The organism is Janthinobacterium goodfellowi (genome assembly GCF_051380695.1).
Taxonomy (GTDB): Bacteria; Pseudomonadota; Gammaproteobacteria; order Burkholderiales; family Burkholderiaceae_D; genus Janthinobacterium.
On sequence record NZ_JBNYXN010000003.1, the window covers coordinates 231,851 to 255,641 of the forward strand.

Below are 23,791 nucleotides of genomic sequence, written 5' to 3' on the forward strand. Positions count from 1 at the left end.
GGCGGCGTAGCCGGCCCGGACCAGCCATCGGCCGGCCACCCGCCTGTTTTTTACCCGGTTTTCAACCATTCGAGCCCTATGCCAGAATTGCCAGAAGTCGAAGTCACACGGCGCGGTGTCGCGCCCCACCTTGAAGGGCGCGCCGTGCGCTCCGTCGTGCTGCGCCGCGACGGCCTGCGCTGGCCCTTCCCCCCTGCCCTGGGCGAACAATTGTCGGGGCAAACCATCGGCCTGACGGGGCGGCGCGGCAAATACCTGCTGATCCACTTCCGCCACGGCACCCTGATCATCCACTTGGGCATGTCCGGCCACCTGCGCGTGCTGCCGACGGGGACGCAGGCGCAAAAGCACGACCATTTCGACCTCATCGTGGAGGACGCGGAAGGCGGCAGCCAGGTGCTGCGCATGACGGACCCGCGCCGCTTCGGCGCCGTGCTGTGGCACGACGAGGCCGACGGTCCGCTGGACGGCCACGCGCTGCTGCGCGGCCTGGGCACGGAACCGCTCGAAGGCGGCTTCACGGGCCAGCTGCTGTTCGAGAAAACGCGCAACAAGGGCACGAATATCAAGCAAGTGCTGATGGCGGGCGACATCGTCGTCGGCGTGGGCAATATCTATTGTTCCGAAAGCCTGTTCCGCGCGGGGATCAACCCGAAGACGCCGGCCCGGCGCATCGGCCTGGCCCGCTACGAGAAACTGGCGCAGGCGATCCGCGACGTGCTGGCCGAAGCCATCGTGCAAGGCGGCAGCACCTTGCGCGACTTCATCGGCGTGAACGGCCAGTCCGGCTACTTCCAGCAGACGTATTTCACGTACAACCGCGCGGGCAAGCCCTGCCGCGTCTGCGGCGCGCCGATCCGGCAAATCGTGCAGGGACAGCGTTCCACGTTTTACTGCGTGAATTGTCAAAAGTAAGCACACTCACAGAGGGAGCCAGATGGTCAGAGACCTGGAACAATACAGCGCATGGCGGCAGGACGTACAGGCCGCCTTGCAGGCATACCGGCAAGCCGCCAGCGCGGCGGGCCTGGTCGACGGCGCTTCCGCGCTGCGCCTGGCGCGCTGTGGCTCCCGCCTGCTCGATGACCGTTTATCCGTCGCCTTCGTGGCGGAATTCTCGCGCGGCAAATCCGAGCTGATCAACGCCATCTTCTTTGCCGGCTATGGCCAGCGCATCCTGCCCTCGGGCGCGGGCCGCACCACCATGTGCCCGACCGAGCTGCTGTACGATGCGGCCTGGCCGCCATCGATCCGGCTGCTGCCCATCGAGACGCGCGCGCAGAACCTGTCGACCAGCGACTACCGCGAGCTGCCTGCCGCCTGGACCGTCCTGCCCCTGAATATCGAAGCGGGCGACGACATGCAGGAAGCCATCCGCCAGGTCAGCCTGACGAAAAAAGTCAGCGTGGAAGAGGCGGCGCGCTACGGCCTGTACGACGCCGGCGACGCGGACGCCCCCGCCATGCTCGACGAGGACGGCCAGGTGGAAATTTCCATGTGGCGCCACGCCATCATCAACTTCCCCCATCCGCTGCTGAAACAGGGCCTCGTCATCCTCGACACGCCGGGCTTGAACGCCATCGGCACGGAACCGGAACTGACATTGAACCTGATTCCGAATGCGCACGCGGTGCTGTTTATTTTGGCGGCCGACACGGGCGTCACGCGCAGCGACATCGAAGTGTGGCGCAACCATATCGGCGCCGGTGCGGGGCGCCTGGTGGTGCTCAACAAGATCGACAGCATGTGGGACGAATTGCGCGGCGATGCCGAGGTGGCGCAGGCCATCGAACGCCAGCAGGCCAGCGTGGCGCATCTGCTGACGCTGGACGCGGGCCAGGTGTTCCCCGTCTCGGCGCAAAAGGCCCTGGTAGGCAAGATCAACCACGATGCGGCGCTGCTGGAAAAAAGCCGCCTGCAGGCGCTGGAGACGGCCCTGTTCGAGGAGCTGATCCCCGCGCGCAAGGACATCATCCGGCGCCAGTTGGCATTCGACCTGGACGCCATCGAAGCGGCGCAGCAGGTGCAGGCGGCGGCCCGCGCGCGCGGCATCGCCGAACAGCTGCACGAGCTGCACAGCCTGCGCGGCAAGAACCAGAGCGTGATCGCCCACATGATGCGGCGCATCGACATCGAGAAGAAGGAATTCGACAGCAGCCTGTTCAAGCTGCAGGCGACGCGCGCCGTGTTTACCCGCCTGTCGACGGAACTGTACACAAGCCTGGGCATGGACATCGTGCGCGACGATATCGACGGCGTGCGCGCCGCCATGCAGCGCAGCCGCTTTTTCACGGGCCTGCGCGAAGCCGTGCGCCAGTATTTCGAGCGCATCGGCCAGAACCTCGACCGCTCGGAACGCAAGACGGCCGAGATCACGGAAATGATGAACGTGATGTACCGCAAATTCGCTTCCGAACATGGCCTGGCGCTGGCCTTGCCGATGCCGTTTTCGCTGACCCGCTACCGCCAGGAGATCGCCGACATCGAAGCCGTCTACCATAAGCAGTTCGGCACGGCGACCCTGCTGACCACCAGCCGCGTCGTGCTGATGGAAAAATTCTTCGACACCATCGCCTCGCGCGTGCGCCGCAGTTTCACCAACGCCAACGACGACGCCAGCGCCTGGCTGAAAGTCATCATGGCGCCGCTCGAAGCGCAGATCGTCGAGTACAAGGAACAGCTGAAACTGCGCTTTGCCTCGATCCAGCGCATCCACGACGCCACGGGCAGCCTGGAACAGAAAATCGCCGGCTTCGAAGCAAGCCTGGCGGCGCTCGAACGCGACAAGGCGCAGCTGGCGCAATTGCTGGCGGCCTTGCGCGCCGCCAGCGCAAGCTGAGCCACATCACACCACAGAACACTGGAACCCTGCATGAAACGTCTGCTGCATCCGCTCTCGCCCGCCACGGGCGCGGCACCTTTGGAAGATTACGTCGACCCGACTTTTTCCGCCACCGTCATCGCCTGGCAAAAGCAGCATGGCCGCCACGCGCTGCCGTGGCAAAACACGCGCGACGCCTATCTGATCTGGCTGTCCGAAATCATGCTGCAGCAAACGCAGGTCACCGCCGTACTCGCTTACTACGCGCGCTTCCTCGAACGCTTCCCCACCCTGCGCGATTTGGCCGCAGCCCCGGTGGAAGACGTGATGGCGCAGTGGAGCGGCCTCGGTTACTACACGCGGGCGCGCAACCTGCACAAGTGCGCGCAGCGCGTGGTGGCCGAATATGACGGCGTGTTCCCCAGCGACCCGCTGCTACTGGCCGACCTGCCCGGCATCGGCCGCTCGACGGCCGCCGCCATCTCCGCGTTTTCCAGCGGCACCCGCGCGGCCATCATGGACGGCAACGTCAAGCGCGTCTTCGCGCGCACCTTCGGCATCGATGCCTATCCCGGCGAAAAACGGGTCGAGGAAGCCATGTGGCGCCGCGCCGAAGCGCTGCTGCCAGAGACGGGCATCGAACCCTACACGCAGGGCCTGATGGACTTCGGCGCCACCCTGTGCACGCGCAGCAGCCCCGATTGCGGCCGCTGCCCGCTGCAACCGCGCTGCGTGGCCTACGCCACCGGGCGCACCAAGGATCTGCCGGTACGCAAGCCGAAGAAAACCAGCCCCGAAAAACACGCGGTCATGCTGGCCATCATCGACGACGGCCAGGTGCTGCTGGAACAGCGCCCCGGCTCGGGCATCTGGGGCGGCTTGCTGTCCTTGCCCGAACTCGATGGCCACGTGCTGGCCGATGAAGTCGCACCGCGCGAGATAAGCCAGGAGGCGCTGGCGCGCGCCGTGGCGCCGTTCGGCGAAATCGAGTCCCAGGAACGACTGCTGCCCATCGTGCACGTGTTTACCCACTACAAGCTGCACATCGTCCCCTGCCGCATCACCCTGGCGCGCCGTTTGGCGCTGGCCGGGGAAGCCACGCACGTCTGGTACGATGGCGCGAACATCGCCGACGCGCCGCTGCCCGCACCGATCAAGAAACTGCTGCTGGACCTGTTCGGCGATGCGCGTTCGGCGCAGCGCAGCATGTTCTAGTGCGGCGTTTTTTACTGTTCGCGCTGACGGCGCTGTGTCTGCACGGCGCCCAGGCGGCGGATGACTTGCCAGAAGTAAGAATTGGCGTGCTCGCGTACAAGGGCGGCGACGCCGTGCAGCAGGACTGGTCGTACGTGACGCGCCACCTGCAGGCCAGCATCCCCGGCATCCGTTTTACATTGGCCGACTACGACCAGGCGGGCCTGACGCGCGCCGTGCAGTCGCAGGCCATTGCCTTTGCCATCACCAGCAGCGGCCATTACGTGGCGCTCGAACACAGCGACGGCGCCAGCCGCATCGCCACGCTCGAATCGCCGTGGACGGACTCGCCGCGCCAGGCCATCGGCTCGGCCATCGTCGTGCGCAACGCGTCGCCGCTGCACGACCTGGCCGACCTGGCGGGCAAGAACGTGATGGCGGTGGCGCCCGACGCGTTTGGCGGCTACCAGATCGCCGCGCGCGAACTGCAGGAAGCGGGCATCGATCCCGCGCACGATTTTGCCAGCCTGCGCTACAGCGGCTTTCCCTCGCAGCAGATCGTCGAGGCCGTGCGGGCGGGCCGCATGGATGCCGGCATCGTGCGCACCTGTTTGCTGGAACAGATGGTGGCGCGCGGCGAAGTGCGGGCCGAGGAACTGCGCGTCATCACCACGCGTCCGATTCCCGGTTTTCGCTGCGCCAGTTCGTCGCGGCTGTATCCGGACTGGCCCTTCGTGGCCCTGCGCCAGACGCCGTCCGCGCTGGCGAAAAAAGTGGCGCAAGCGCTGCTGGCCATGCCGCGCACCGAGGAAGGCCACAGCTGGACGGTGCCCAGCGATTACCAGATCGTCGACGAACTGTTCCGCGAACTGCGCATCGGCCCCTACGCTTATTTGAACAAGCTGACGTTCGAGACGGCCCTGCGCCGCTACTGGGGCTGGATGCTGCTGGTGCTGGCCTTGCTGGTGGCCTGGGCCGTGCATACGGTGCGCGTGGAATACCTGGTCAGCCGGCGCACGGAGCAATTGCGCGCCGCCCAGCACCAGCAGCGCGCGCTGGAAGAACAGGCGCGCCAGCGCCAGGCCACGCTCGACCACACGGCGCGCCTGGCCATCCTGGGCGAAATGGCCAGCGCCATCGCGCACGAATTGAACCAGCCGCTGGCGGCCATCGGCAATTTCGCGCGCGGCATGGCGCGCCGCATCGCGGCGGGACGGCTCGATGCGGCGCCGCTGCTCGACGGCGCGCAGGAAATCGCCACGCAAAGCGAGCGCGCGGGCGCCATCATCCGGCACATCCGCGCGATGGCGCAAAAGCGTCCCGCGCACAGCACGGCCTTCGCGCTGGCCGACGCCGTGGAGCAAGCGATATCGCTGTTCCGCGCGGCCCATCCGCAAGCCAATATCAGCTGGCGCCACGAGGCGGCCAGCGCGGTACCACGCGTGCTGGCCGACCCGCAGCAAGTGCAGCAGGTGCTGCTCAATTTACTGAAAAATGCGCTCGACGCGCAGGTGGAAAACGACCAGCAGCAGCACCCGATCGGCGTGCTGCTGCACCGCGAAAACGGCGCCTGCACGGTGGCCGTGCGCGACGCCGGCTGCGGCCTCGATGCGGCGCAGATGGCGCGCCTGTTCGAGCCCTTCTTTACCACCAAGGCCGAAGGCCTGGGCCTGGGCATGTCGCTCAGCAAAAGCATCATCGAGTCGTTCGGCGGCAGCCTGTCGGCGCACGCCAACGCCGATGCGCCAGGCTTGACGGTCTGGTTCCGCCTGCCCGAAGATGGCGGCATGGAAGCACATCAGGAAACACAAGAGGAAACACCATGAATGAAAGCGATGCGATCATCTTTGTCGTCGACGACGACGCCGCCATGCGCCGCTCGCTGGCCTATCTGTTCGATTCGGCCGGCTGGCAAGTGCAGACGTTCGAGTCGGCGCGCGATTTCCTGCAGCGCTACGAGGGCCATGTACCGGGCTGCCTGCTGCTCGACGTGCGCATGCCCCTGATGAGCGGGCTGGAACTGCAGCAGGAGTTGAATAACAGGACCGGACACGCCATATCGCTGCCCGTGATCTTCCTCAGCGGCCACGGCGACCTGGCCATGGCCGTGCAGACGATGAAGGCGGGCGCCTGCGATTTTCTGGAAAAGCCGTGCAAGGACCAGGTGCTGCTGGACGCCGTCTCGCGTGCCGTGGCCCGCAGCGTGGAAGAAAGCCGCAGCGCCGCCAGCGCGAATACGGCGCAATCGGCGCTGGCCAGACTCACCGCGCGCGAGCGCGAAGTGGCGCTGCTGATGGCCGAAGGCAAGGCGTCGAAAGTCATCGCCCGCGAGCTCGGTATCAGCGACAAGACGGTGCAGGTGCACCGCCATAACACGATGGAAAAACTGGGCCTGCATTCAGCAGCCGAGGTGGCCCGGCTGCTGATGGCGAGTGGACAGATTTAAGCCCGCACGATGCGCGCCGGCAGCCCCTGCCGCACCGACGTGCCCGAGACTGGATCGACGAACACGTTCTTGTCGCCGCGGCTCGGGTCCGTCAATCCCAGGTCGTTCAGGTTGATGCCCGCGCCGATGGCCGGTTCGTCGGGCTGGCCCAGCTTGCCGATGCGGTGGGCGCGCGCGCCGTGCTCCTTGTGGCCGAAACCGTGTTCGACGGCGATCACGCCGCGCTGCACGCCGTGGCGCAGCATCACCGTGGCCCTGGCCTTGCCGCCCGGCGTCTCCAGATAAATCTGGTCGCCATTTTCCAGCTTCAGGCGCGCCGCATCGTCGGGATGCACGGCGACGGGGTTGTCCGGATGGATGCCGCGCAAGCGCCGCGCACCGATGCTGTACGAGTTCTGCAGCGCCGACTTAAAGCTGATCAACTCGAACGGCCATTCGCTGGCCGGATAAGCCTTGCGCACAGGCGTGCCGTCGGCAAACGCCGCCACTCTCCAGGCGGGAGTGCCGGGAAAACGCTTGCCGCTCAGGCTATTCTTGCTCACACCCAGACCCTCGTTGTACAGCATCATCGGCTTCAGGTAGCGGTGCGTGGACCAGTCCTGCGGATACGGCGCCTCGTCGGCCACCGGGACTGGCGCCGCCGGCGCCTTGGGATTCGCCGGCGGCGGCAGGCGCAGGCCGAACATCTCGCCATAGCTCTGGTAGCGCCCTCCCCGCGCCAGCATGAAGGCCACCTTGCGCCACTCTTCCGGCTTCAGGGTGCGCTCCAGTTCGGGGCGGATGCGCGCCACGCCGGACAGTTCGATGTCGTCGTCGCTCGCCTCCGGCACGGCCGTCTTGCCTTGCCAGGCGATGTTGGCGCCGCCCCGCAGATACCAGTCTTCCGCGCGCTGCAAGGGGAAGCGCTGGCCATCCATGTCCTGCAAGGCGTCCGGGCCGAAGCCGGGCAAGGCCATCGTTTTCGCCAGCGCGATGAAGAACGATTCCATGCAGATGGTCTGGCCGTCCGGCGTTTTCTGCACGCGCGGTTCGACCACGGGCCAGCGCGCCGTGCTCATTTTGACGGGCATGCCGCCCCAGGCGCCGGCCCAGCCCCAGCTTTCGTACAGCAGGGTATCGGGCAGCAGGTAGTCGGCAAACGCCGAGCTTTCATTGATGAAGGGGTCGATGGCGACGATCAGAGGAATCTTCTTCGGATCGGCCAGCTCCTTGCCGATCTGCGCGCGCAAGCCCGTGATGCCGTAGACGGGATTGCAGCTCCACAGGATCAGCGCCTTCAAGGTGTACGGATAGCCGTTCATGGCGCTGGTGAGCCATTCGGTCGCCAGCGCGGGCGCGTTCGGGTACCACGGCGCCTTCGCCGGATACGCCTTGCCCGCTTCCTTCTTCAGCTTGAATTCCGAGGTTTTTTCATACGGCACATTGCGCCCGATCGGCATGCCGGCCGCCTTGATCTCGCCGTCAAAACTCTCAAGGTTATAGCGCGGGCCGGGACCCGCATCCTTGAAGCTGCCGCCGTTGACAAGAGTCCCGCCCTTGCGGTTCAAGTTGCCGATCAGGGTGTTGAGCATGACCAGCGCGTACGCGTTATAAAAGCCGGCGCCCGACATCATGCCGCCGTGCGCATTGACAGCGGCGCGCTTGCCGTGGCTGGTGAGTTCCTGCGCCAGGCCTTCGATGATGTCGCGGGGGATGCCGCAGGCAGCCGAATACTCGTCCATGCTGTGGCGCTGCGCTTCTTCGTTCAGCATCGTCATGGCCGTCTTCAGGTGCAGCGGCGCGCCAGCCACGTCCATCGGGCCGTCGAAGAACAGGCGCGCTTCGCCCTTGGCGGCATTGTGCGGCACGATCGCTTGCGTGGCCGCGTCGATCACGCAGAACGCGTCGCCATCCTTGTAGCGCTCTTCTTCCGGCAGTTCCACCGCGCCGATGTCCGATGCGCGCAGGTAGCGGCCATCGCGCGGATGGCCCTTCTCGCTGATGATCAGGTGCGTGGCGTTGCACCAGGCGGCTTCGCACGCCGCTTCCGCCACCTTCAGGTTCGGCTGCACGAGGAAGTTGCGGTCATAGCGTTCATGTTCGATGATCCAGCGGATCATGGCCATGGCCAGCGCGCCATCCGTGCCCGGCTTGATCGGCACCCAGCGGCTGCGGTCTCCCGCGGCCAGGCTGTCCGCGTTCGTCAGCACGGGGTCGACGACGACGTAGCTGAATTCGCGCTTGCCCGAGCGGGCCTTGGCGATCAGCGTGCCCTGCCGCTTGAACGGGTTGCCCGCATTGCCCGGCGCCGTGCCGACGAAAATGCAGAACTCCGTGTTTTCCAGGTCCACTTTCGCATGCGGCATTTTCTTCATGTCGCCGAACATGGCGCCCGAACCGCTGCGGTAGGCGCCGCCGCAATACGAGCCGTGATTGACCAGGTTCAAACTGCCGTACGACTGCTTGAAAAAGCGCGTGCCGAACGCCAGGCGGCCATCGTCGGTGCTGCACATCAGGCCCACCTGATTGACTTGCGGACCCAGTTCCGGCTGCGCCGGGTCGATCGGTTTTTCCAGCTCGCGCAAGGCGCGCAAGCCCTGCACGTGGCCTTCGCCAAACAGGTCTCCGCCTTCCGTCACTTCCTTCACCAATTGGTCGAAGGCGATCGGTTCCCACTGACCGCCGCCGCGCGGTCCCACGCGCTTCATGGGCGCCAGCACGCGGAACGGCGACTCCATCTGTTCCAGCACGCCGTTGCCGCGGCCGCAAGCGGTGGAACGTCCCTTCAAGCCCTTTTCCTGGAAGCGCGACAGCGACACAAAGCTGTCGCGTATCGGGGTCTGGTACGGCAGCGCCGGATCAGCCGACAGGGGGCTGTACGGATTGCCCGCCACGCGCAGTACCTTGCCGCTTTTTTTATCGAGGCGCACGCGCACGCCGCAAAACGTGGTGCAGCCCATGCACATGGTGTAGCTGACCTGCTGGTCGGGATTGACCGTCAATTTTCCTGTGGCCGTGGCGACGGAAAACTCGGGCGGCAGGGAATTGCCGTGCAGTTTCTGCACGGGCTTGTCCTTGCCCAGCGCGTGGTCGACCATGCGGCCGGCCGTGGTGGAAAAGCTGGCGGCAAAGGCGGCCAGCCCGCCGCCGATGGCGCCGTAGCGCAGCAGCTTGCGGCGTTTTTCTTTTTCGTCTTCAGGGACGTCGTTACGGTCATCGTTGTGTATTTGATCGTTCATTGTTGACTCCTCAGTGCGTGGCCATGGCGGGACGGCTGCGTGCAGCGACGACGCGTCCAGCCCATGGCAAAAATTCCAGCATCAGCAACAGCAGTGCGATCCACAGGCCGGCCGTGCCGATAATCCCCATCAAGCCATCGTTCCCCATCGGCAGGTGGTAGTCGTACAGGCCCGCGCCCGTCTTCGGGATGTTCTGGCCGCCGATGAAGATCGTCCAGCGCATCATCCAGGCGCTGTGCAGCGCGATCAGGCCGTTGACGAGACCACTGCTGGCCGGGCGCCAGATGGCCAGGGCCATCGGCACGATGGACGACAGCACGGCCCATACGGCCGTGAACTGCCATTGCGGCATGCCCGCCACCTGGGTAAAGGCCATGCTGTGACTGGCGCTCACGCCGGACAGGCTGACGAACAGCCAGCCGCCGCCCAGCGCCAGCACCAGCGCCAGCGACAGGGCCAGCGCGCGGTTCAAGGACACTTCCAGCGCCATGTCGCGGCCCGGCAGGAAACGGTTGAACAGCAGCGCCATGCCCACCGCCCCGACAAAGGCCGTGGCGGCAAATTGCGCCGGCAGGAAAGGCGTGAACCACAGGGGACGGGCGCGCACCACCATCACTTCCATGCCCGTGTACAGACCGACGACAAAGGCGGCGAGCAGGGTGAAGGCGGCGGCGGCGACGATGGCCTTGCGCGATGCGGCGCCGCCACGTCCCAGCAGGCGATAGGCAAAGGCCAGACGGTCCTGACCCTGCCCCCGCGTGGCGAAGTCCCCGCGCAGCGCCAGCCACGCGTACAGCATCAGACAGCCCAGATACAGGGGAATGAAGAACGCGCCCCACGACATCCACGACTGCGGCTGGAAGTAAATATAGAAATGGTAGAAGCGGCCCGGCCCGTGCAGGTCCGCCAGCAGCGCCACGGGCGCCGTCATGCCGCAGACGAGGGACGCCAGCAGCGCGATGCGCCCCAGGCGTTCATACGCCTTGCGGCCGAAGACGAAGTACGGCAAGGTCAGCATGAAGCTGCCATAACTGAGGCCGATGAGGAAAAAATACTGCACCGCCCACGGCAGCCATGCCGCTTCGCGCGTGACGTTGACAATTTCGGTGATGTGGCTGTCCATGGTTTATTTCCCGTGTTTGCTCGGTTGCCAAAGTGTCGCTTCGCCCTCGACGTGGCCGGCGAAGCGCGTGTCCAGTCCCAGATAGAACACGTGGGGCTGGGTGCCTTGCTCGGGTTTCAGCACCTTCACCTTGTTCTCGGTCAGCAGCTGGTGCACCATGCTGTCCGGATCATTGAGGTCGCCGAAGATGCGCGCGCCGCCCACGCAGGTTTCCACGCAGGCCGGCAGCAAGCCTTCGTCGACGCGGTGCGCGCAGAACGTGCACTTGTCGGCCTTGCCCGTCTCGTGGTTGATGAAGCGCGCGTCGTAAGGGCAAGCCTGCACGCAGTAGGCGCAGCCCACGCAGCGGTCGCCGTCGACGACGACGACGCCATCCTTGCGCTGAAAGGTGGCGCCCACGGGACAGACGGGGATGCAGGGAGGATTGGCGCAGTGGTTGCACAGGCGCGGCAGCATGTAGGTGCCGCAGCGGTTCTCTTCCTTGACTTCATAGGTCGAGACGACGGTGCGGAAGCTGTTCTCCGGCACGGCGTTTTCCATGATGCAGGAGACCGTGCACGCCTGGCAGCCGATGCATTTCTGCACGTCGACGACCATCGCCCAGCGCTGGCCGCCCTCGCCCCTGATGGCGGCCTTGCCGGGCAGCGGCGCGATGGCCGCACCGATGGTTACGGCGGGCAAGGCGCGCAAGAAACTGCGGCGCGATTCGATCATGACACTCTCCTTGACGATGGGCGGCAAGCCCTTGTTGACTTGCTGCCATGATAGAAAAGAAGGCGCTGCGGGGGTATTGGGGTGATCGTGCGGAGGCCTAGATGATCATGCCGATTGACAGGATCGACAATGCGGAGTAGGCCGGACCGGCGGACCGCCAACGATGCTGTCGGATTACGGCCTGCGGCCTAATCCGACCTACAAGGCATCCGGAGAATACAAGCGGCGGTGCTCGCGACCGCGTAGCGGTCCGTCATGCCGGCGATGCAGGAGTAGGTCGGATTAGCGGGGCCGCCGAGGCGCGCCAGCGCGTAATCCGACAACCTTGTCGGCAGGGATGGTGGTGGTGTCGGGTTACGCCGTTCCGGCTAACCCGACCTACAACTCATCCAAAGAATACAACCTGCGGTGCTCGCGGATCGCGTAGCGGTCCGTCATGCCGGCGATGTAGTCGGCGATCTTGCGCGCCTGCTTGGTCACATCATCGCCGTTGACCTGATAATCGGGCGGCAGCAGGGCCGGTTCGGCCATGAAGCTGTCGTACAGTTCGCGCACGATGCGGCTCGCTTTGACGCGCATGCGGTTGACCTGGTAGTGACGGTACAGGTTCGCGCGCAGGAAGCGCTTCAGCTCCGTCGCATCCTTGCGCATGGCGTCCGAGAAACGGATCAGCGGTGGACTGGCGCGCACTTCGCTGACGTCGCGCGGCGCGGCGTCGAGGATCAGCGCGTTCGAGGTGACGATCAGGTCGTCGGCCAGGGCCGTGATCAGGCGGCGCAGGGTTTCGTAGATGGCGCGCCGGCCCGACAGGCCGGGAAACGCCTGCTGCACGTCGCGCCACAGGCGGCCGAAGAATGCCACCTCTTCCAGCTGCGCGATGGTGATCAGGCCCGAACGCAGGCCATCGTCGATATCGTGGCTGTTGTAGGCGATTTCATCGGCCAGGTTGGTCAGCTGCGCTTCCAGCGTCGGTTGCGTGCGGTCGATGAAGCGCTGCGCCACGGGACCGAGTTCGCGCGCATGCGCGAGCGAGCAGTGTTTTAATATGCCTTCGCGCGTCTCGAACATCAGGTTCAAGCCGTCGAAGGCGCCGTAGTGTTCTTCCAGCGTGTCGACCACGCGCAGGCTTTGCAGGTTGTGCTCGAAACCGCCGTGCGCCTGCATGCACTCGTTGAGCACGTCCTGGCCCACGTGGCCGAACGGCGTGTGGCCCAGGTCATGCGCGAGCGCGATGGCTTCGACCAGGTCTTCGTTCAGGCGCAGGTTGCGCGCAATGGAGCGGCCGACCTGCGCCACTTCCAGGCTGTGCGTCAGGCGCGTGCGGAACAGGTCTCCCTCGTGATTGAGGAAAACCTGGGTCTTGTATTCGAGGCGGCGAAAGGCCGAGGAATGGATGATGCGGTCGCGGTCGCGCTGGAACTGGCTGCGCGAGGCGTGCGGCGCCTCGGCAAAGCGACGTCCCTGCCCCTGTGCCGAGTGGGCCGCATACGGGGCGAGGAAGTCTTCTGGCAGCATGTTATTGCACTCCGGCGGCCAGGGTGGCGAGCACCAGTTCGTGCGGTGCGGACGTGATGCACGGGCTGCCCAACGGTTTCAAGAGGATGAACTTGATGGCGCCGCCCTCGTTCTTCTTGTCCACCTCCATCAGTTCCAGCCAGCGCTCGACGCCGAGGTCCGGCGCCTTGACGGGCAGGCCAGCGGCGGCGACGAGTTTGCGCACGCGCTCGACGGCCGCCTGGTCGATATAGCCCATGCGGCACGACAGGTCGGCCGCCATCACCATGCCGCAGCCGACGGCTTCGCCGTGCAGCCAGTGGCCGTAGCCGAGGCCCGCCTCGATGGCGTGGCCGAAGGTGTGGCCGAAGTTCAGGATGGCGCGCAAGCCGCCTTCGCGCTCGTCCTGGCGCACCACGTCGGCCTTGATTTCGCACGAGCGGGCGATCGCATAGGCGAGCGCCCCCTTGTCGCGCGCCATCAGCTTGGCCATGTTCGCCTCGATCCAGTCGAAAAACGCCGCGTCGATGATGGCGCCATGCTTGATCACTTCGGCCAGGCCGGCCGACAGCTCGCGCGCCGGCAGGGTTTCCAGGGTCGAGGTGTCGGCGATCACGGCGCGCGGCTGGTAGAAGGCGCCGATCATGTTCTTGCCCAGCGGGTGGTTGATGCCCGTCTTGCCGCCGACGGAGGAATCGACCTGCGCCAGCAGGGTGGTCGGCACCTGCACGAAGCCGATGCCGCGCATGTAGCTGGCCGCCGCATAGCCGGTCAGGTCGCCGATCACGCCGCCGCCCAGCGCCACCAGGGTGGTCTTGCGGTCGCATTTATTGGCCAGCAGCGCATCGAAGATCTGCATCAGGCTGGCCCAGTTTTTATATTCTTCGCCGTCCGGCAGGACGATGCAGATCACTTCGCGGCCATCGCTGGCCAGCGCCGCCTGCAGCCGGCCCAGATACAGGGGCGCGACGGTGGTATTGGTGACGATGGCCACCTTGTGGCCGCTGATATGGCGCAGCAGCGCATCGGCGTCGGCCAGCAGGCCGGGACCGATGGCGATCGGATAACTGCGTTCGTCGAGGTCTACGCTCAACAACATTTTGGATTGCTCGTTCATCGAAGGCTCTGCATGAATGACGCAGTTGGGAGAGGCCTCGCACTCGAGGCTGGCCAGCTGCATCAGGATGGTCTGAACCATCGATTGTACGTTAGGACGGCCCGTGTCGATCACAATGTCGGCCACTTCCATGTAATGGGGCTCGCGTTGCGCCGTCAATTCTTCCAGCTTGCGGCGCGGGTCGGCCGTCTGCAGCAGGGGGCGGTTCTTGTCGTGGCTGGTGCGCGCGAGGATGTTGCTGACGCTGGCGCGCAGGTAGACGACCGTGCCCCGTTCCTTCAGGTAGGCGCGGCTGTCGGCGTTGAGGATCGCCCCGCCGCCGGTGGCCATGACGATGCCTTCCTGGGCGCTCAGGTCGCGGATGACCTCGGCCTCGCGCCGGCGAAAGCTGGCCTCGCCCTCGATCTCGAAGATCCACGGGATGGTCGCTCCCGTGCGTGCCTCGATTTCGTGGTCGGAATCGACAAAGCGCAAGCCCAGCTTGCGGGCCAGGATGCGCCCGATCGTGGTTTTGCCTGCGCCCATGAGGCCTACTAAAAACAGATTTTGCATGTGCTGCGACAGTTAATTTGGATTACGACAATCAGTGGCTTGCCCATACGGACTAATGACGCCTGGAGGGGAAACATCCACGCGGTTAAAGTCCGTAGCGAGCCCCGGAAGCAAAGTGTAACCGACATAAGTTGCCTCCGTCCCGGAACTATTGCCCCGAATCGTCAATTCGACGTCCAGCCAGTTCGCTCTGTCGCGCGGATAAGTCAAGGTGACGACCGCCGTTCCCGAGCTGTCCGTCTTGCCGCCGGTCGACAGATTGAGCGGAATGCCCGGGTCGAGACGACCATTCAGGTTAAGGTCGTTATTCGGATTGAAGGTGCCAGTGCGGTCCCTGTCTTCATTGTCACATGCGTTCGCTGTCCGGACGACTATCCACGACTGGGCAACCAGGGAATATTGCAAATAACCCTTGTAATAATAACGGGGCCAGGCAGCGGCCGTGATGATCACGTCCGGCACGGGATTACCGGCGGCATCCGTCACAAACACACTATACATCTTGCGGTAGGTGCTGCTGTCGGAGGCGTCGAGCACGTTGCCGCTGCCGGCGCTGATGAACAACGATTTTTTCGTCACCGTCAGCTTGACCGTGGCGGCATTGCTCGACACGCCTTGCAGTTGCGCCTTGACAACGACACCGTCGACACCAGTGGTGCCCTGCCCCGCGATATAGCTGACCGTGGCCACGCCATCGCTGTCGGTGGTGACCAGCGACGGTGAACTCAGGGAGCCGTTGCTGGCATCGGCCTGGATCGAGAAGCTCACCTGCGCATTCTTGACCAGGTTGTTTTCCGCCGTGCCATCGCGCACGATGGCACGCAAGGCGCTGCGCTGCGCCGTGCTGCCGGCCGTGTTGGCGCCGATGACCGCCGGGTCGGCTTGCAGGCTGATCGTGGCCTGGGCCGTCAGTGGCGCAACGAACTCCACCTCCGACTGCACCGAGACGCCGCTGTCTTCGTACTTCGCCGTCAGTGCGGTCAAGCCGGCGCCGCTGGCTTTTACGTAGGCGATGGCATTGCCGCCCGTCAGCGCCAGCGGTGCCTGCAATGGCGTGCCGCAGGCAGCGTCCTGGTAAATGGCGCCGCGCGACGTGCTGAAACGCACATTGCCTGTTTGTGGCACGCCAGCCACATCGCTATGCACCGTCACCGCATAACAGGTATTCGTGTTCAGGGTCGTTAACGCAACATTGCTGCCCGATACGGCGTTGATCGTGAAATTCGATGCATTAATCGCAACTGGCAACACAACGCTGTCACCCTGCGCCTTGACGCTGATGCTGTCGCTGCTGCCCGTCTGGGCGTTGTAGCTCAACACCAGCTGGCCGTTGTTGTCAGTCAATGCGGGACTGGCGCCGCCGCCCTTGACCGTGATGGCATTGCTGCGGGCGCTGAATGTCACCGGCTTGCCCACGAGGGGATTGCCGCTGGAATCGACCAGCTTGACCACCATGTCGGTACTCGTCTTCAGGTTCACCGTCGAAAAGGCACTGATGACCAGACGGGTACCGCTGACGCCGACGTCCGTGCTGGCCGTCTGCGCGCCGGCGCTGGCCGTGACCTTGATCGTGCGCAAGCTGGCGTCGCCCCCCGTATTCAGGCTGACCAGCGCCTGTCCCTGAGCATTGGTCGTGACACTCGTGGCGCCCAGAGCGCCCGAATCGGCGCTGAAGGTCACGCTGGCATTGGGCACGACGGCATTGTTGGCGTCTTTGACAAACGCGATCATGTTGACGGCGGTACCGCCCGAGGAAGCGAGGCTGCCGCCGGAAGACGTCAGCAGCAAGCTGGCGATACCGGAAGTGACGGGCACCACTTTCACGACCACCGGGGCCGAATCAACGCCACCGCTGCTGGCCTTGATCGTGATGTCGCGCAAGCTCGCGTCGCCTTTCACGCTGAGTTTTTCCGTCACCGTGCCATTGGCATCCGTCACGCGGTTGGTATTGCTGATGGTGCCGGAACTGGCCGTGAAGGTCACCGTCTGCCCTGTCATGGCATTATTGGCGGGATTTTTCACTACAGCCGTCAGCACGACTTCCGTGCCATCCGCGCCCGATGCCACAATCGTCGTTGCGCCAGCCACCAGTACCACACTGCCGACACCGGCATTCGCGCCGTCCTTGACGCCCAGGGTCGGATCGCCGCCGCCACCGCCGCAGGCGGCCAGTACAGCGCTCATGACCAGCAAAACCAGCCAATTCGATACTCCAGTCCAAGAAGTATTGCCAAAAGAAAAATTCCGCATAGTCGCCATCAGTCCGCTTTCGTTTGCATTGTTACTTAAACGTAAAGATGTGACATTAACGTGTTGCTGGCTGATCTGCCACTATTTTCGGCGTAATAAACACCATCAGTTCCGTTTTTTCTTGACTGCGGCCTGTGCTGCGGAAAAAAACACCGAGTACGGGGATGTCGCCCAGCAGCGGCACCTTGCTGTCCGTGCCCCGTTCGGATTGCTGATAAATACCGCCCAGCACCACGGTTCCGCCGTCTTCCACCATCACTTGCGTGCGCACGTGCTTGGTGTCGATGGCGAAACCGGAGCGGGTTTCCTGGCCCACGCTATCCTTGTTGACGTCCACTTCCAGCACCACGTTGCCGTCCGGCGTGATTTGCGGCGTCACTTCCAGGCGCAGGTTCGCCTTGCGAAACGTGATCGACGTGGCGCCGCTGCTGGTGGCCACCTGGTACGGCAGTTCGATGCCCTGCTCGATCAGCGCCAGCACCTTGTCGGCCGTCACCACGCGGGGGCTGGAAATGATCTTGCCCCTGCCATCGGCTTCCAGCGCGGACAACTCCAGGTTCAGAAAACGGTTGGCGGCCGCCGAAAACAGGCTCAGGGCGAAGCTGGCCGGCGGCAAGCCATTGATGCTGGCGGCCGGCAAGTTGACGAATTGCGTGTTCGGCACGAAGGCGCCGGTGCCCGCCACCGTTTGCCCCGTCGCCTCGCCCACGCCCTGATACGTGCCGCCGATGGCCGCGCGGCGTCCGCTGCCGCCCAGCGAAAACCCGGGCACCTGCCCCGCCGCCAGGCGCTGGTCCGTAAAACCGAGGCGCGCGCCCAGGTTGCGGCTGAAGCTGTCGTTCGCCTCGACGATGCGCGCCTCGATCATGACTTGTCGGGTCGGAATATCCGTCTTGTCGATCAGTTGCCGGATCTGTTCCAGGCGCGCCGGCACATCGGTGACAAACAGCTGATTCGTGCGCGGCTCGATCAGCACGCTGCCACGGCGCGACAGCAGCCGGCTGCGCCCTTCCCCCGCGTCCAGGCCGAACACGGTGCGGAACGCCTCGGCCTTCTGGTAATTGAGCTGGAAGATGGCTGATTGCAGGGGTTCCAGTTCCGCGATCTGCGCGCGCGTTTCAAGCTCCAGTTTTTCGCGCGCGAGGATTTCCTCACGCGGCGCAATCCACAGCACGCTGCCATTGCGCCGCATGTCCAGGCCCTTGGCCTGCAGCAGCACGTCGAGCGCCTGGTCCCACGGCAAGTCGCGCAGGCGCAGGGTCACATTGCCCGCCACGCTGTCGCTGGCGATGATGTTTTGCCCGGACGCATCGGCCAGGATGTGCAGGGCGGCGCGCACGCCCACGTTCTGGAAATCGACGGAGATTTTGTCGCCCGCATACAGACGCGGCGCCGACACCTGCACCACCGCCTCCTGGGCAAGGGCGCTGGCCTGCAGGCACAGCATGGCGGCCACGAGCATGCGGAGCGGCCTCATGGCGCCGCCTCGGGCAGGCTGGCCTTCGCCCCCGCCACCTGCAAGGCCAGGCTGCCGCGCCGCTCGCGCCAGGGGCCATCCGCCTCGCGCAGCAATTCACGGTACTGCACGGCCTGTTCACTGATGCCTGTCACCACGCCGTGGTCTTGCCCCAGATACTGGCCCACCGCCACCCGGTACACGCGCTGGCCCGCCAGCAGCAGCGCGCTCAGGCGCCCGTCCTGTTGCACGCTGCCGACCATGCTGATGGCCGGCAAGGCCACGCTTTCCAGCGGTTCGCGCACGCGGCGGGGGTCGGGCGCCGCCGCAGCGCCACGCTGACCCGGCGCGGGCGCGGGCGGCAAGGCATTAAAAGGATCGGCCAGGGCGGCGGCCTCGTAGGGATGCGGCGCGACAGCGGCAAGCGGACGCCATGCCGGCGCAGCTGCGGGCGCGCCCGCCTTGGACAATAATGCCGCTTGCGCCACCCGCTCCCCCGCTTCGGGCAAGCGATATGCCTGCAGCACGGCATCGAGGGTCAGCAAGCGATCCTTGCCGAGGGTCAAGGCCAGTTCATGCACCGTGACGATGCGCGGCAGGCGCGCCAGGTCCGCCAGCAGCGCGCCCATGGCGTGATAGCCGCCGCGCAACTGTATGGCGATCGGCAAGGCGACATACGGCGCTTGCGGCCGCGCCGCGCCTGGCTTGAACAGCGAAAATTGCAAGCCGCGCGACTGCCCGGCGGCGTTAATGTCGCTCAACAGCACCGCCATCGCTTGCTGGTCGGGCAGTTGCTGTTCCAGCAGGGCCAGCTCGGCGCCCGCCTGACGCTGCTGCGCGCGCCACTGCGGCAACTGGCTCGCCCTGGCCTGCGCCGCCAGATAATCGGCGCGCATGCGGGCTTCCTCACTGTGCGCCAATCGCACGGCAGCCATCAGTCCATCGAGCCATGTGGCGTGCAGCAACACGGCCGCCAGCGCACAGGCCAGGGCAGCGCAAGCGAGGCGCGCCGGCAGCGGCCACAGCGACGCGGTCTTCAAGCTCAGCATGATCAACCTCCACGACTAAGATTGCCCAGCCGGTGACAAAGCCAGCCGTATCGTCCAGTCCACGGCGCCATCGGCCGCGCCGCGCACTTCCATCACTTCCGGCCGGGACCAGGGCGCGGCCTGCGCCAGCGCCAGCAGCAACGCCGCGACCTTTTCCTGCGAAACGGCCTGCCCTTGCAGGCGCACCATCGCCGTTTCCTGGCGCACGCTGTGCAAGGCCACGCCGGTCGGCATCGCCTGAGCCAGGGCTGCCAGCATGCGCACCCAGGCATTGCGCTGCTCTTGCAAATTGACAATGGCCTGCTGGCGCAGCAGCAGCGCCGCCGTCTCGCCCTGCAACCGCTTGCCAGCGGCGAGGACGGTATTGACTTGCTGCATGGCATTGCGCCAGCCTTCCTGGCGGCGCAGCTGCGCGTCGAGCTGGTGCTGCAGCCAGGCGCCAGCCGCCAGGGCCAGCAGCAATCCCAGCAGCGCCCCGCCGGCCAATTGCCACAGCAGCAGCCGAATACGCTTGCGGCGTGCCGCCTGGCGATGCGGCAAAAGGTTGATGCATGGCACTTCCGCCACGGCCTTCATCGTGCGTACCGGTGCATGGCCAGGCCCCAGGCCAGTTGATAGCTCAGGCCGCCGTCGGGCAACGCTTGCCAGCCACCCTGCGCGAGTGCCGCCTGCAAGGCCAGTGCCTCGCTATCCATGATGACGGGCGTCAACCCGGCCGCATTGGCCGCATCGAGACGGCGCTGCACGCTGGCGCGCCGCGCCGCCACCAGCAGCACGTCGATCTCGCTGCCGGTCTGGCCGGCGAGCGGCGGCGCGGGGCCGAGAATGAAGAAATCCAGGCTGGCGTCTTCCAGCGCAAACGGCATGTATTGCGCCGCGTCCAGTTCCACGAGGATTTCCAGCTGTTCCTCCGGCAATCCGGCGGGCAGGCGGATCGCATGCGTGATCAGGGCCGTGGCCGGCATGGCCAGCGCCACGCGGTTGCAAGGGCTGCCACTGTCGCGGTGGGCCAGGCGCAGGGCATCAGCCAGGCCCTGCATATCTTCGACATTACCTTCAAGCATCACTCCAGCAGCCAGCGCGGCGCTGCCGCAATGCCGGCACGACAGTGCTCCCCGCCGGCGCCTCAGCTCGATCACGCGCACGGCATCGTCCGCGATGTCGACGCCCAGCAAACCGGTGCCAAGAAGACTGCTGATGGACATGTTTTTCATAGAGAAACGTCAGCGTGGAAGAGGAGCCTGCCATCCGAAAGCCTAGTCCCGGCAGCGCTGGCTTGTAAACGGATTTCACGCTGGTGTCTGCGGCATGCGGCACCTATCTGGCCCGGCCGTGATCTGGCGCAGGATAATTGTTACCAAATCCTGGTTGCCAGCGGGCCAATACACGCTTATATAGAGTATCGGCAAGTTTCAACACTCCCCCGGCAAGCGCCACGGCGCGCTGCCACCCCGGCAAGCTCGCTTATAATTGGCCGGCATAATTAACCGAAAGACAGACGACGCATGACATCTTCAAAATCCGCTGGCCCTGCTGGCTCGAAGCCGCCCACCAAGGGCAGCAAACCCAAACGTTTCCTGCTGATGGCCCTGGCATCGCTGCTGGGCCTGGGCATCGTCGGCGTCTTGCTGGTGGTCTTTGGCCTGGCCATGGCCTATCCGAACCTGCCGGCGCTCGATACCTTGACCGATTACAAGCCCAAGATGCCGCTGCGCGTGTTCACGTCCGACAGTGTGCTGATCGGCGAGTTCGGCGAGGAACGGCGCAACATGGTGCATATCAAGGATATTCCCGATGTCATGAAGAAAGCCGTGCTGGCCATCGAAGATGACCGCTTCTACGAGCATGGCGGCGTCGATTACCTGGGCATCACGCGCGCGGCCCTGCACAACCTGACGGGCGGCGCCAAGCAAGGCGCCTCGACTATCACGCAGCAGGTGGCGCGCAATTTCTTCCTGTCCAGCGAACAGACCTTGAAACGCAAGGCGTATGAAGTCTTGCTGGCATGGAAGATCGAGAAAAACCTCAGCAAGGACCAGATCCTCGAAGTCTATATGAACCAGATTTATCTGGGACAGCGCGCCTATGGTTTCGCCTCGGCCGCGCAAATCTATTTCGGCAAGAATATCCAGGACCTCACCGTGGCCGAAGCGGCCATGCTGGCCGGCTTGCCGAAAGCGCCATCGGCCTACAATCCCGTCGTCAATCCGAAACGCGCGCGCATGCGCCAGCAATACATTCTGCAACGCATGGCGCAGCTGGGCTACATCACGCCGGCGCAGTACGAAGAAGCGAAAAATGAAGAGCTGAAAGTGAAAACCGACAGCAGCGCCTTCGGCGTGCATGCGGAATACGTGTCGGAAATGGCGCGCCAGCTGGTCTACGAGCAATTCAAGGAAGACACCTATACACGCGGCCTGAACGTCTACACCACCATCACCAAGGCCGACCAGGACGCCGCCTACATCGCCTTGCGCAAGGGCGTGATGGATTACGAGAAACGCCACGGCTACCGCGGCCCGGAAGCGTATATCGAGATTCCGAAGACCAAGGCCGAAGCCGATGACGCGATCGAGACGGAACTGGCCGACCACCCGGACAGCGACGACATCATCGCCGCCATGGTGCTGCAGGCGTCGCCCAAATCGTTGCAGGCTGTCACCTCGGCCGGCGAGGAAATCACCATTACCGGCCCCGGCCTGACCTTCGGCGCGGCCTGGCTGTCGGAAAAAGCGGCGCCGAACCGCCGCATCAAGCGAGGCGCCGTGATCCGCGTCATGCAGGAAAACAACGCCTGGGTCTTGACGCAGATGCCGGAAGTGCAATCGGCGTTCGTCTCGGCCAGCACCACGGACGGCGCCATCCGCGCCATGGTGGGCGGCTTCGATTACAACCGCAACAAGTTCAACCACGTCACGCAGGCGTGGCGCCAGCCCGGTTCGGCCTTCAAGCCCTTCATCTATTCCGCGTCGCTGGAACGGGGCCTGTCGCCGTCCACCATCATCAACGATGCGCCGATCTCGTTCGACGCGGGCCAGACGGGCGGCCAGGCGTGGGAACCGAAGAACTACGACAGCAAATACGATGGCCCGATGACCATGCGCAAGGGTTTGATGAAATCGAAGAACATGATTTCCATCCGCATCCTGCACAAGATCGGCGCCAAGTATGGCCAGGAATACGCGACGCGCTTCGGCTTTGACGCGGACAAGAACCCGCCCTACCTGACCCTGGCCCTGGGCGCCGGCAACGTGACGCCCTTGCAGATGGCGGGCGCCTACGCCGTGTTCGCCAACGGCGGCTACAAGATCAACCCGTATCTGATCGCCAAGGTGACCGATAGCGACGGCAATATCCTGTCGCAAGCCAAGCCGGACCTGGCGGGCGAGGAAGCCAACCGCGTCATCGACGAGCGCAATGCCTTCATGATGAACAGCATGCTCAACGACGTCGTGCGCTTCGGCACGGCAAACAAGGCCATGGCCCTGAAGCGCCCCGACCTGGCCGGCAAGACGGGCACCACCAACGATTCCATCGACGCGTGGTTCGCCGGCTACCAGGCCAAGCTGGTGGGCATCGCCTGGATCGGCTACGACCAGCCGCGCAACCTGGGCAACCGGGAAACGGGCGGCGGCCTGGCCTTGCCGATCTGGATCAGCTACATGGCGAAAGCCCTGAAAAGCATTCCCGTCGAGGAGCGCGCCGTGCCGGAAGGCCTGATCCGCGTGGGCGACGAGTACTACTATGCGGAAAATCCGCCGGGCACGGGCGTCGGCAGCCTGGAAGGCGCGGCGCGCGGCACGCCGGAGGAAGAAAAGGCGAAAGAAGCCGTCAAGAACGAGCTATTTTAAACACGTAGGCCGGGTAGGTCGGATTAGCGCGCAAGCGCGTAATCCGACAACATCGTTGGCGCCGGTGGTGGTGTCGGGTTACGGCCTGCGGCCTAACCCGATCTACCCGACCTTGGACCACAAAAAATGGGCAGCCCGCAAAGGCTGCCCATTTTTCATGCATCACTTCAAACACTTACTTCAATACAACTGGCGCGCCCGCCTGCTCGCTGGCCATGGCCGACAAGGCCGCAAACAGTTCCGAGCCGTCGCGCGTATTGATCCACTCGTCGCCCACGCGCTTGTAATGAAAACCGCCGGAACGCGCGGCCACCCACATTTCGCGCATGGGGGCCTGGCTGTTGACGATGATTTTCGTGCCGTTGTCGATGAATTCGATTTCCAGCACATTGCCGCTGCGGCTGCATTCGACGTCGAGCACGTCTTCATCGTTCAGCCGGTCCAGCGCCGCCTCGATCTGGGTCAGGGTGGCTTCGGCCAGGGCCAGGAATTCCGATTCGCTCATG

At 64.8% G+C, this 23,791-nt stretch carries 16 protein-coding genes and 1 pseudogene; 6 read left to right on the forward strand and 11 right to left on the reverse strand.

The window, feature by feature from the left end; all coding sequences use genetic code 11:
- The first annotated feature begins 78 nt into the window (after positions 1–78).
- The 5 genes from mutM to ACQ4WQ_RS13475 are packed head-to-tail and all read left to right on the forward strand — an operon-like array spanning position 79 to position 6,461.
- Positions 79–915 (forward strand): bifunctional DNA-formamidopyrimidine glycosylase/DNA-(apurinic or apyrimidinic site) lyase, encoded by an 837-nt coding sequence (gene mutM, locus ACQ4WQ_RS13455; RefSeq protein ID WP_436497726.1) that lies wholly within the window; start codon positions 79–81, stop codon positions 913–915.
- Between the two features lie 22 nt (positions 916–937).
- Entirely contained in the window at positions 938–2,839 is a 1,902-nt protein-coding gene (locus tag ACQ4WQ_RS13460) for a dynamin family protein (RefSeq protein WP_436497728.1), read from the forward strand.
- A 33-nt stretch (positions 2,840–2,872) separates the two neighbouring features.
- Positions 2,873–4,036 carry an A/G-specific adenine glycosylase gene (mutY, locus tag ACQ4WQ_RS13465; RefSeq protein WP_436497730.1) on the forward strand — a complete coding sequence of 388 codons (1,164 nt, stop codon included), beginning with the start codon at positions 2,873–2,875 and terminating at the stop codon, positions 4,034–4,036.
- Positions 4,036–5,841 carry a sensor histidine kinase gene (locus tag ACQ4WQ_RS13470; RefSeq protein ID WP_436497732.1) on the forward strand — a complete coding sequence of 602 codons (1,806 nt, stop codon included), beginning with the start codon at positions 4,036–4,038 and terminating at the stop codon, positions 5,839–5,841. The genes mutY and ACQ4WQ_RS13470 overlap by 1 nt, the downstream gene beginning before the upstream one ends.
- Positions 5,838–6,461 (forward strand): response regulator transcription factor, encoded by a 624-nt coding sequence (locus tag ACQ4WQ_RS13475; RefSeq protein WP_326455956.1) that lies wholly within the window; start codon positions 5,838–5,840, stop codon positions 6,459–6,461. Before ACQ4WQ_RS13470 ends, ACQ4WQ_RS13475 begins: the two co-directional genes overlap by 4 nt.
- Here the strand turns inward: ACQ4WQ_RS13475 and ACQ4WQ_RS13480 are convergent.
- From ACQ4WQ_RS13480 to pilM, 10 genes and pseudogenes are all read right to left on the reverse strand, one after another.
- Positions 6,458–9,679, reverse strand: a complete 3,222-nt coding sequence (locus ACQ4WQ_RS13480; RefSeq protein WP_436497735.1) for a molybdopterin dinucleotide binding domain-containing protein — start codon at positions 9,677–9,679, stop codon at positions 6,458–6,460. The two genes, ACQ4WQ_RS13475 and ACQ4WQ_RS13480, sit on opposite strands and share 4 nt — an antisense overlap.
- A gap of 10 nt (positions 9,680–9,689) precedes the next feature.
- The gene (nrfD, locus tag ACQ4WQ_RS13485) at positions 9,690–10,802 is read right to left on the reverse strand and encodes an NrfD/PsrC family molybdoenzyme membrane anchor subunit (protein ID WP_436497737.1); all 1,113 of its coding nucleotides are present in this window, start codon (positions 10,800–10,802) and stop codon (positions 9,690–9,692) included.
- 3 nt (positions 10,803–10,805) lie between these two features.
- Positions 10,806–11,516 (reverse strand): sulfate reduction electron transfer complex DsrMKJOP subunit DsrO, encoded by a 711-nt coding sequence (dsrO, locus tag ACQ4WQ_RS13490; protein ID WP_326455953.1) that lies wholly within the window; start codon positions 11,514–11,516, stop codon positions 10,806–10,808.
- Between the two features lie 378 nt (positions 11,517–11,894).
- Complete coding sequence (locus ACQ4WQ_RS13495; protein ID WP_326455952.1) at positions 11,895–13,031, reverse strand: deoxyguanosinetriphosphate triphosphohydrolase; 1,137 nt, start codon at positions 13,029–13,031, stop codon at positions 11,895–11,897.
- A gap of 1 nt (position 13,032) precedes the next feature.
- On the reverse strand, positions 13,033–14,652 hold the full coding sequence (gene aroKB / locus ACQ4WQ_RS13500) for a bifunctional shikimate kinase/3-dehydroquinate synthase AroKB (RefSeq protein WP_436497739.1): 1,620 nt from the start codon (positions 14,650–14,652) through the stop codon (positions 13,033–13,035).
- A 39-nt stretch (positions 14,653–14,691) separates the two neighbouring features.
- The gene (locus tag ACQ4WQ_RS13505; protein ID WP_436497741.1) at positions 14,692–16,863 is read right to left on the reverse strand and encodes an Ig-like domain-containing protein; all 2,172 of its coding nucleotides are present in this window, start codon (positions 16,861–16,863) and stop codon (positions 14,692–14,694) included.
- A 121-nt stretch (positions 16,864–16,984) separates the two neighbouring features.
- Positions 16,985–18,310, reverse strand: a pseudogene (locus tag ACQ4WQ_RS13510) (type IV pilus secretin PilQ); the annotation flags it as partial.
- 92 nt (positions 18,311–18,402) lie between these two features.
- Positions 18,403–19,434: a pilus assembly protein PilP gene (locus tag ACQ4WQ_RS13515; protein ID WP_436497743.1), complete on the reverse strand. Its 1,032-nt coding sequence runs from the start codon at positions 19,432–19,434 to the stop codon at positions 18,403–18,405.
- A gap of 15 nt (positions 19,435–19,449) precedes the next feature.
- Positions 19,450–20,001 carry a PilN domain-containing protein gene (locus ACQ4WQ_RS13520; protein WP_436497745.1) on the reverse strand — a complete coding sequence of 184 codons (552 nt, stop codon included), beginning with the start codon at positions 19,999–20,001 and terminating at the stop codon, positions 19,450–19,452.
- A gap of 5 nt (positions 20,002–20,006) precedes the next feature.
- Positions 20,007–20,639, reverse strand: a complete 633-nt coding sequence (gene pilM, locus ACQ4WQ_RS13525) for a pilus assembly protein PilM (RefSeq protein WP_436497747.1) — start codon at positions 20,637–20,639, stop codon at positions 20,007–20,009.
- A 300-nt stretch (positions 20,640–20,939) separates the two neighbouring features.
- Between pilM and ACQ4WQ_RS13530 the strand changes: the two genes are divergently transcribed.
- On the forward strand, positions 20,940–23,285 hold the full coding sequence (locus tag ACQ4WQ_RS13530; protein WP_436497749.1) for a penicillin-binding protein 1A: 2,346 nt from the start codon (positions 20,940–20,942) through the stop codon (positions 23,283–23,285).
- Positions 23,286–23,460: 175 nt separating this feature from the next.
- Here the strand turns inward: ACQ4WQ_RS13530 and cyaY are convergent, their stop codons facing one another.
- Positions 23,461–23,790, reverse strand: coding sequence for an iron donor protein CyaY (gene cyaY / locus ACQ4WQ_RS13535; protein WP_035824041.1), 330 nt, complete (start codon positions 23,788–23,790; stop codon positions 23,461–23,463).
- Between the last annotated feature and the right edge of the window lies 1 nt (position 23,791).

Coding starts and splice junctions, on each gene's coding strand:
- cyaY (WP_035824041.1), bottom strand. CDS start 23,790: ATGAGCGAATCGGAATTCCTGGCCCTGGCCGAAGCCACCCTGACCCAG.
- nrfD (WP_436497737.1), bottom strand. CDS start 10,802: ATGGACAGCCACATCACCGAAATTGTCAACGTCACGCGCGAAGCGGCA.
- ACQ4WQ_RS13530 (WP_436497749.1), top strand. CDS start 20,940: ATGACATCTTCAAAATCCGCTGGCCCTGCTGGCTCGAAGCCGCCCACC.
- dsrO (WP_326455953.1), bottom strand. CDS start 11,516: ATGATCGAATCGCGCCGCAGTTTCTTGCGCGCCTTGCCCGCCGTAACC.
- ACQ4WQ_RS13475 (WP_326455956.1), top strand. CDS start 5,838: ATGAATGAAAGCGATGCGATCATCTTTGTCGTCGACGACGACGCCGCC.
- mutM (WP_436497726.1), top strand. CDS start 79: ATGCCAGAATTGCCAGAAGTCGAAGTCACACGGCGCGGTGTCGCGCCC.
- ACQ4WQ_RS13495 (WP_326455952.1), bottom strand. CDS start 13,031: ATGCTGCCAGAAGACTTCCTCGCCCCGTATGCGGCCCACTCGGCACAG.
- mutY (WP_436497730.1), top strand. CDS start 2,873: ATGAAACGTCTGCTGCATCCGCTCTCGCCCGCCACGGGCGCGGCACCT.
- aroKB (WP_436497739.1), bottom strand. CDS start 14,652: ATGGGCGCAGGCAAAACCACGATCGGGCGCATCCTGGCCCGCAAGCTG.
- ACQ4WQ_RS13460 (WP_436497728.1), top strand. CDS start 938: ATGGTCAGAGACCTGGAACAATACAGCGCATGGCGGCAGGACGTACAG.
- ACQ4WQ_RS13505 (WP_436497741.1), bottom strand. CDS start 16,863: ATGAGCGCTGTACTGGCCGCCTGCGGCGGTGGCGGCGGCGATCCGACC.
- pilM (WP_436497747.1), bottom strand. CDS start 20,639: ATGTCCATCAGCAGTCTTCTTGGCACCGGTTTGCTGGGCGTCGACATC.
- ACQ4WQ_RS13480 (WP_436497735.1), bottom strand. CDS start 9,679: ATGAACGATCAAATACACAACGATGACCGTAACGACGTCCCTGAAGAC.
- ACQ4WQ_RS13515 (WP_436497743.1), bottom strand. CDS start 19,434: ATGCTGAGCTTGAAGACCGCGTCGCTGTGGCCGCTGCCGGCGCGCCTC.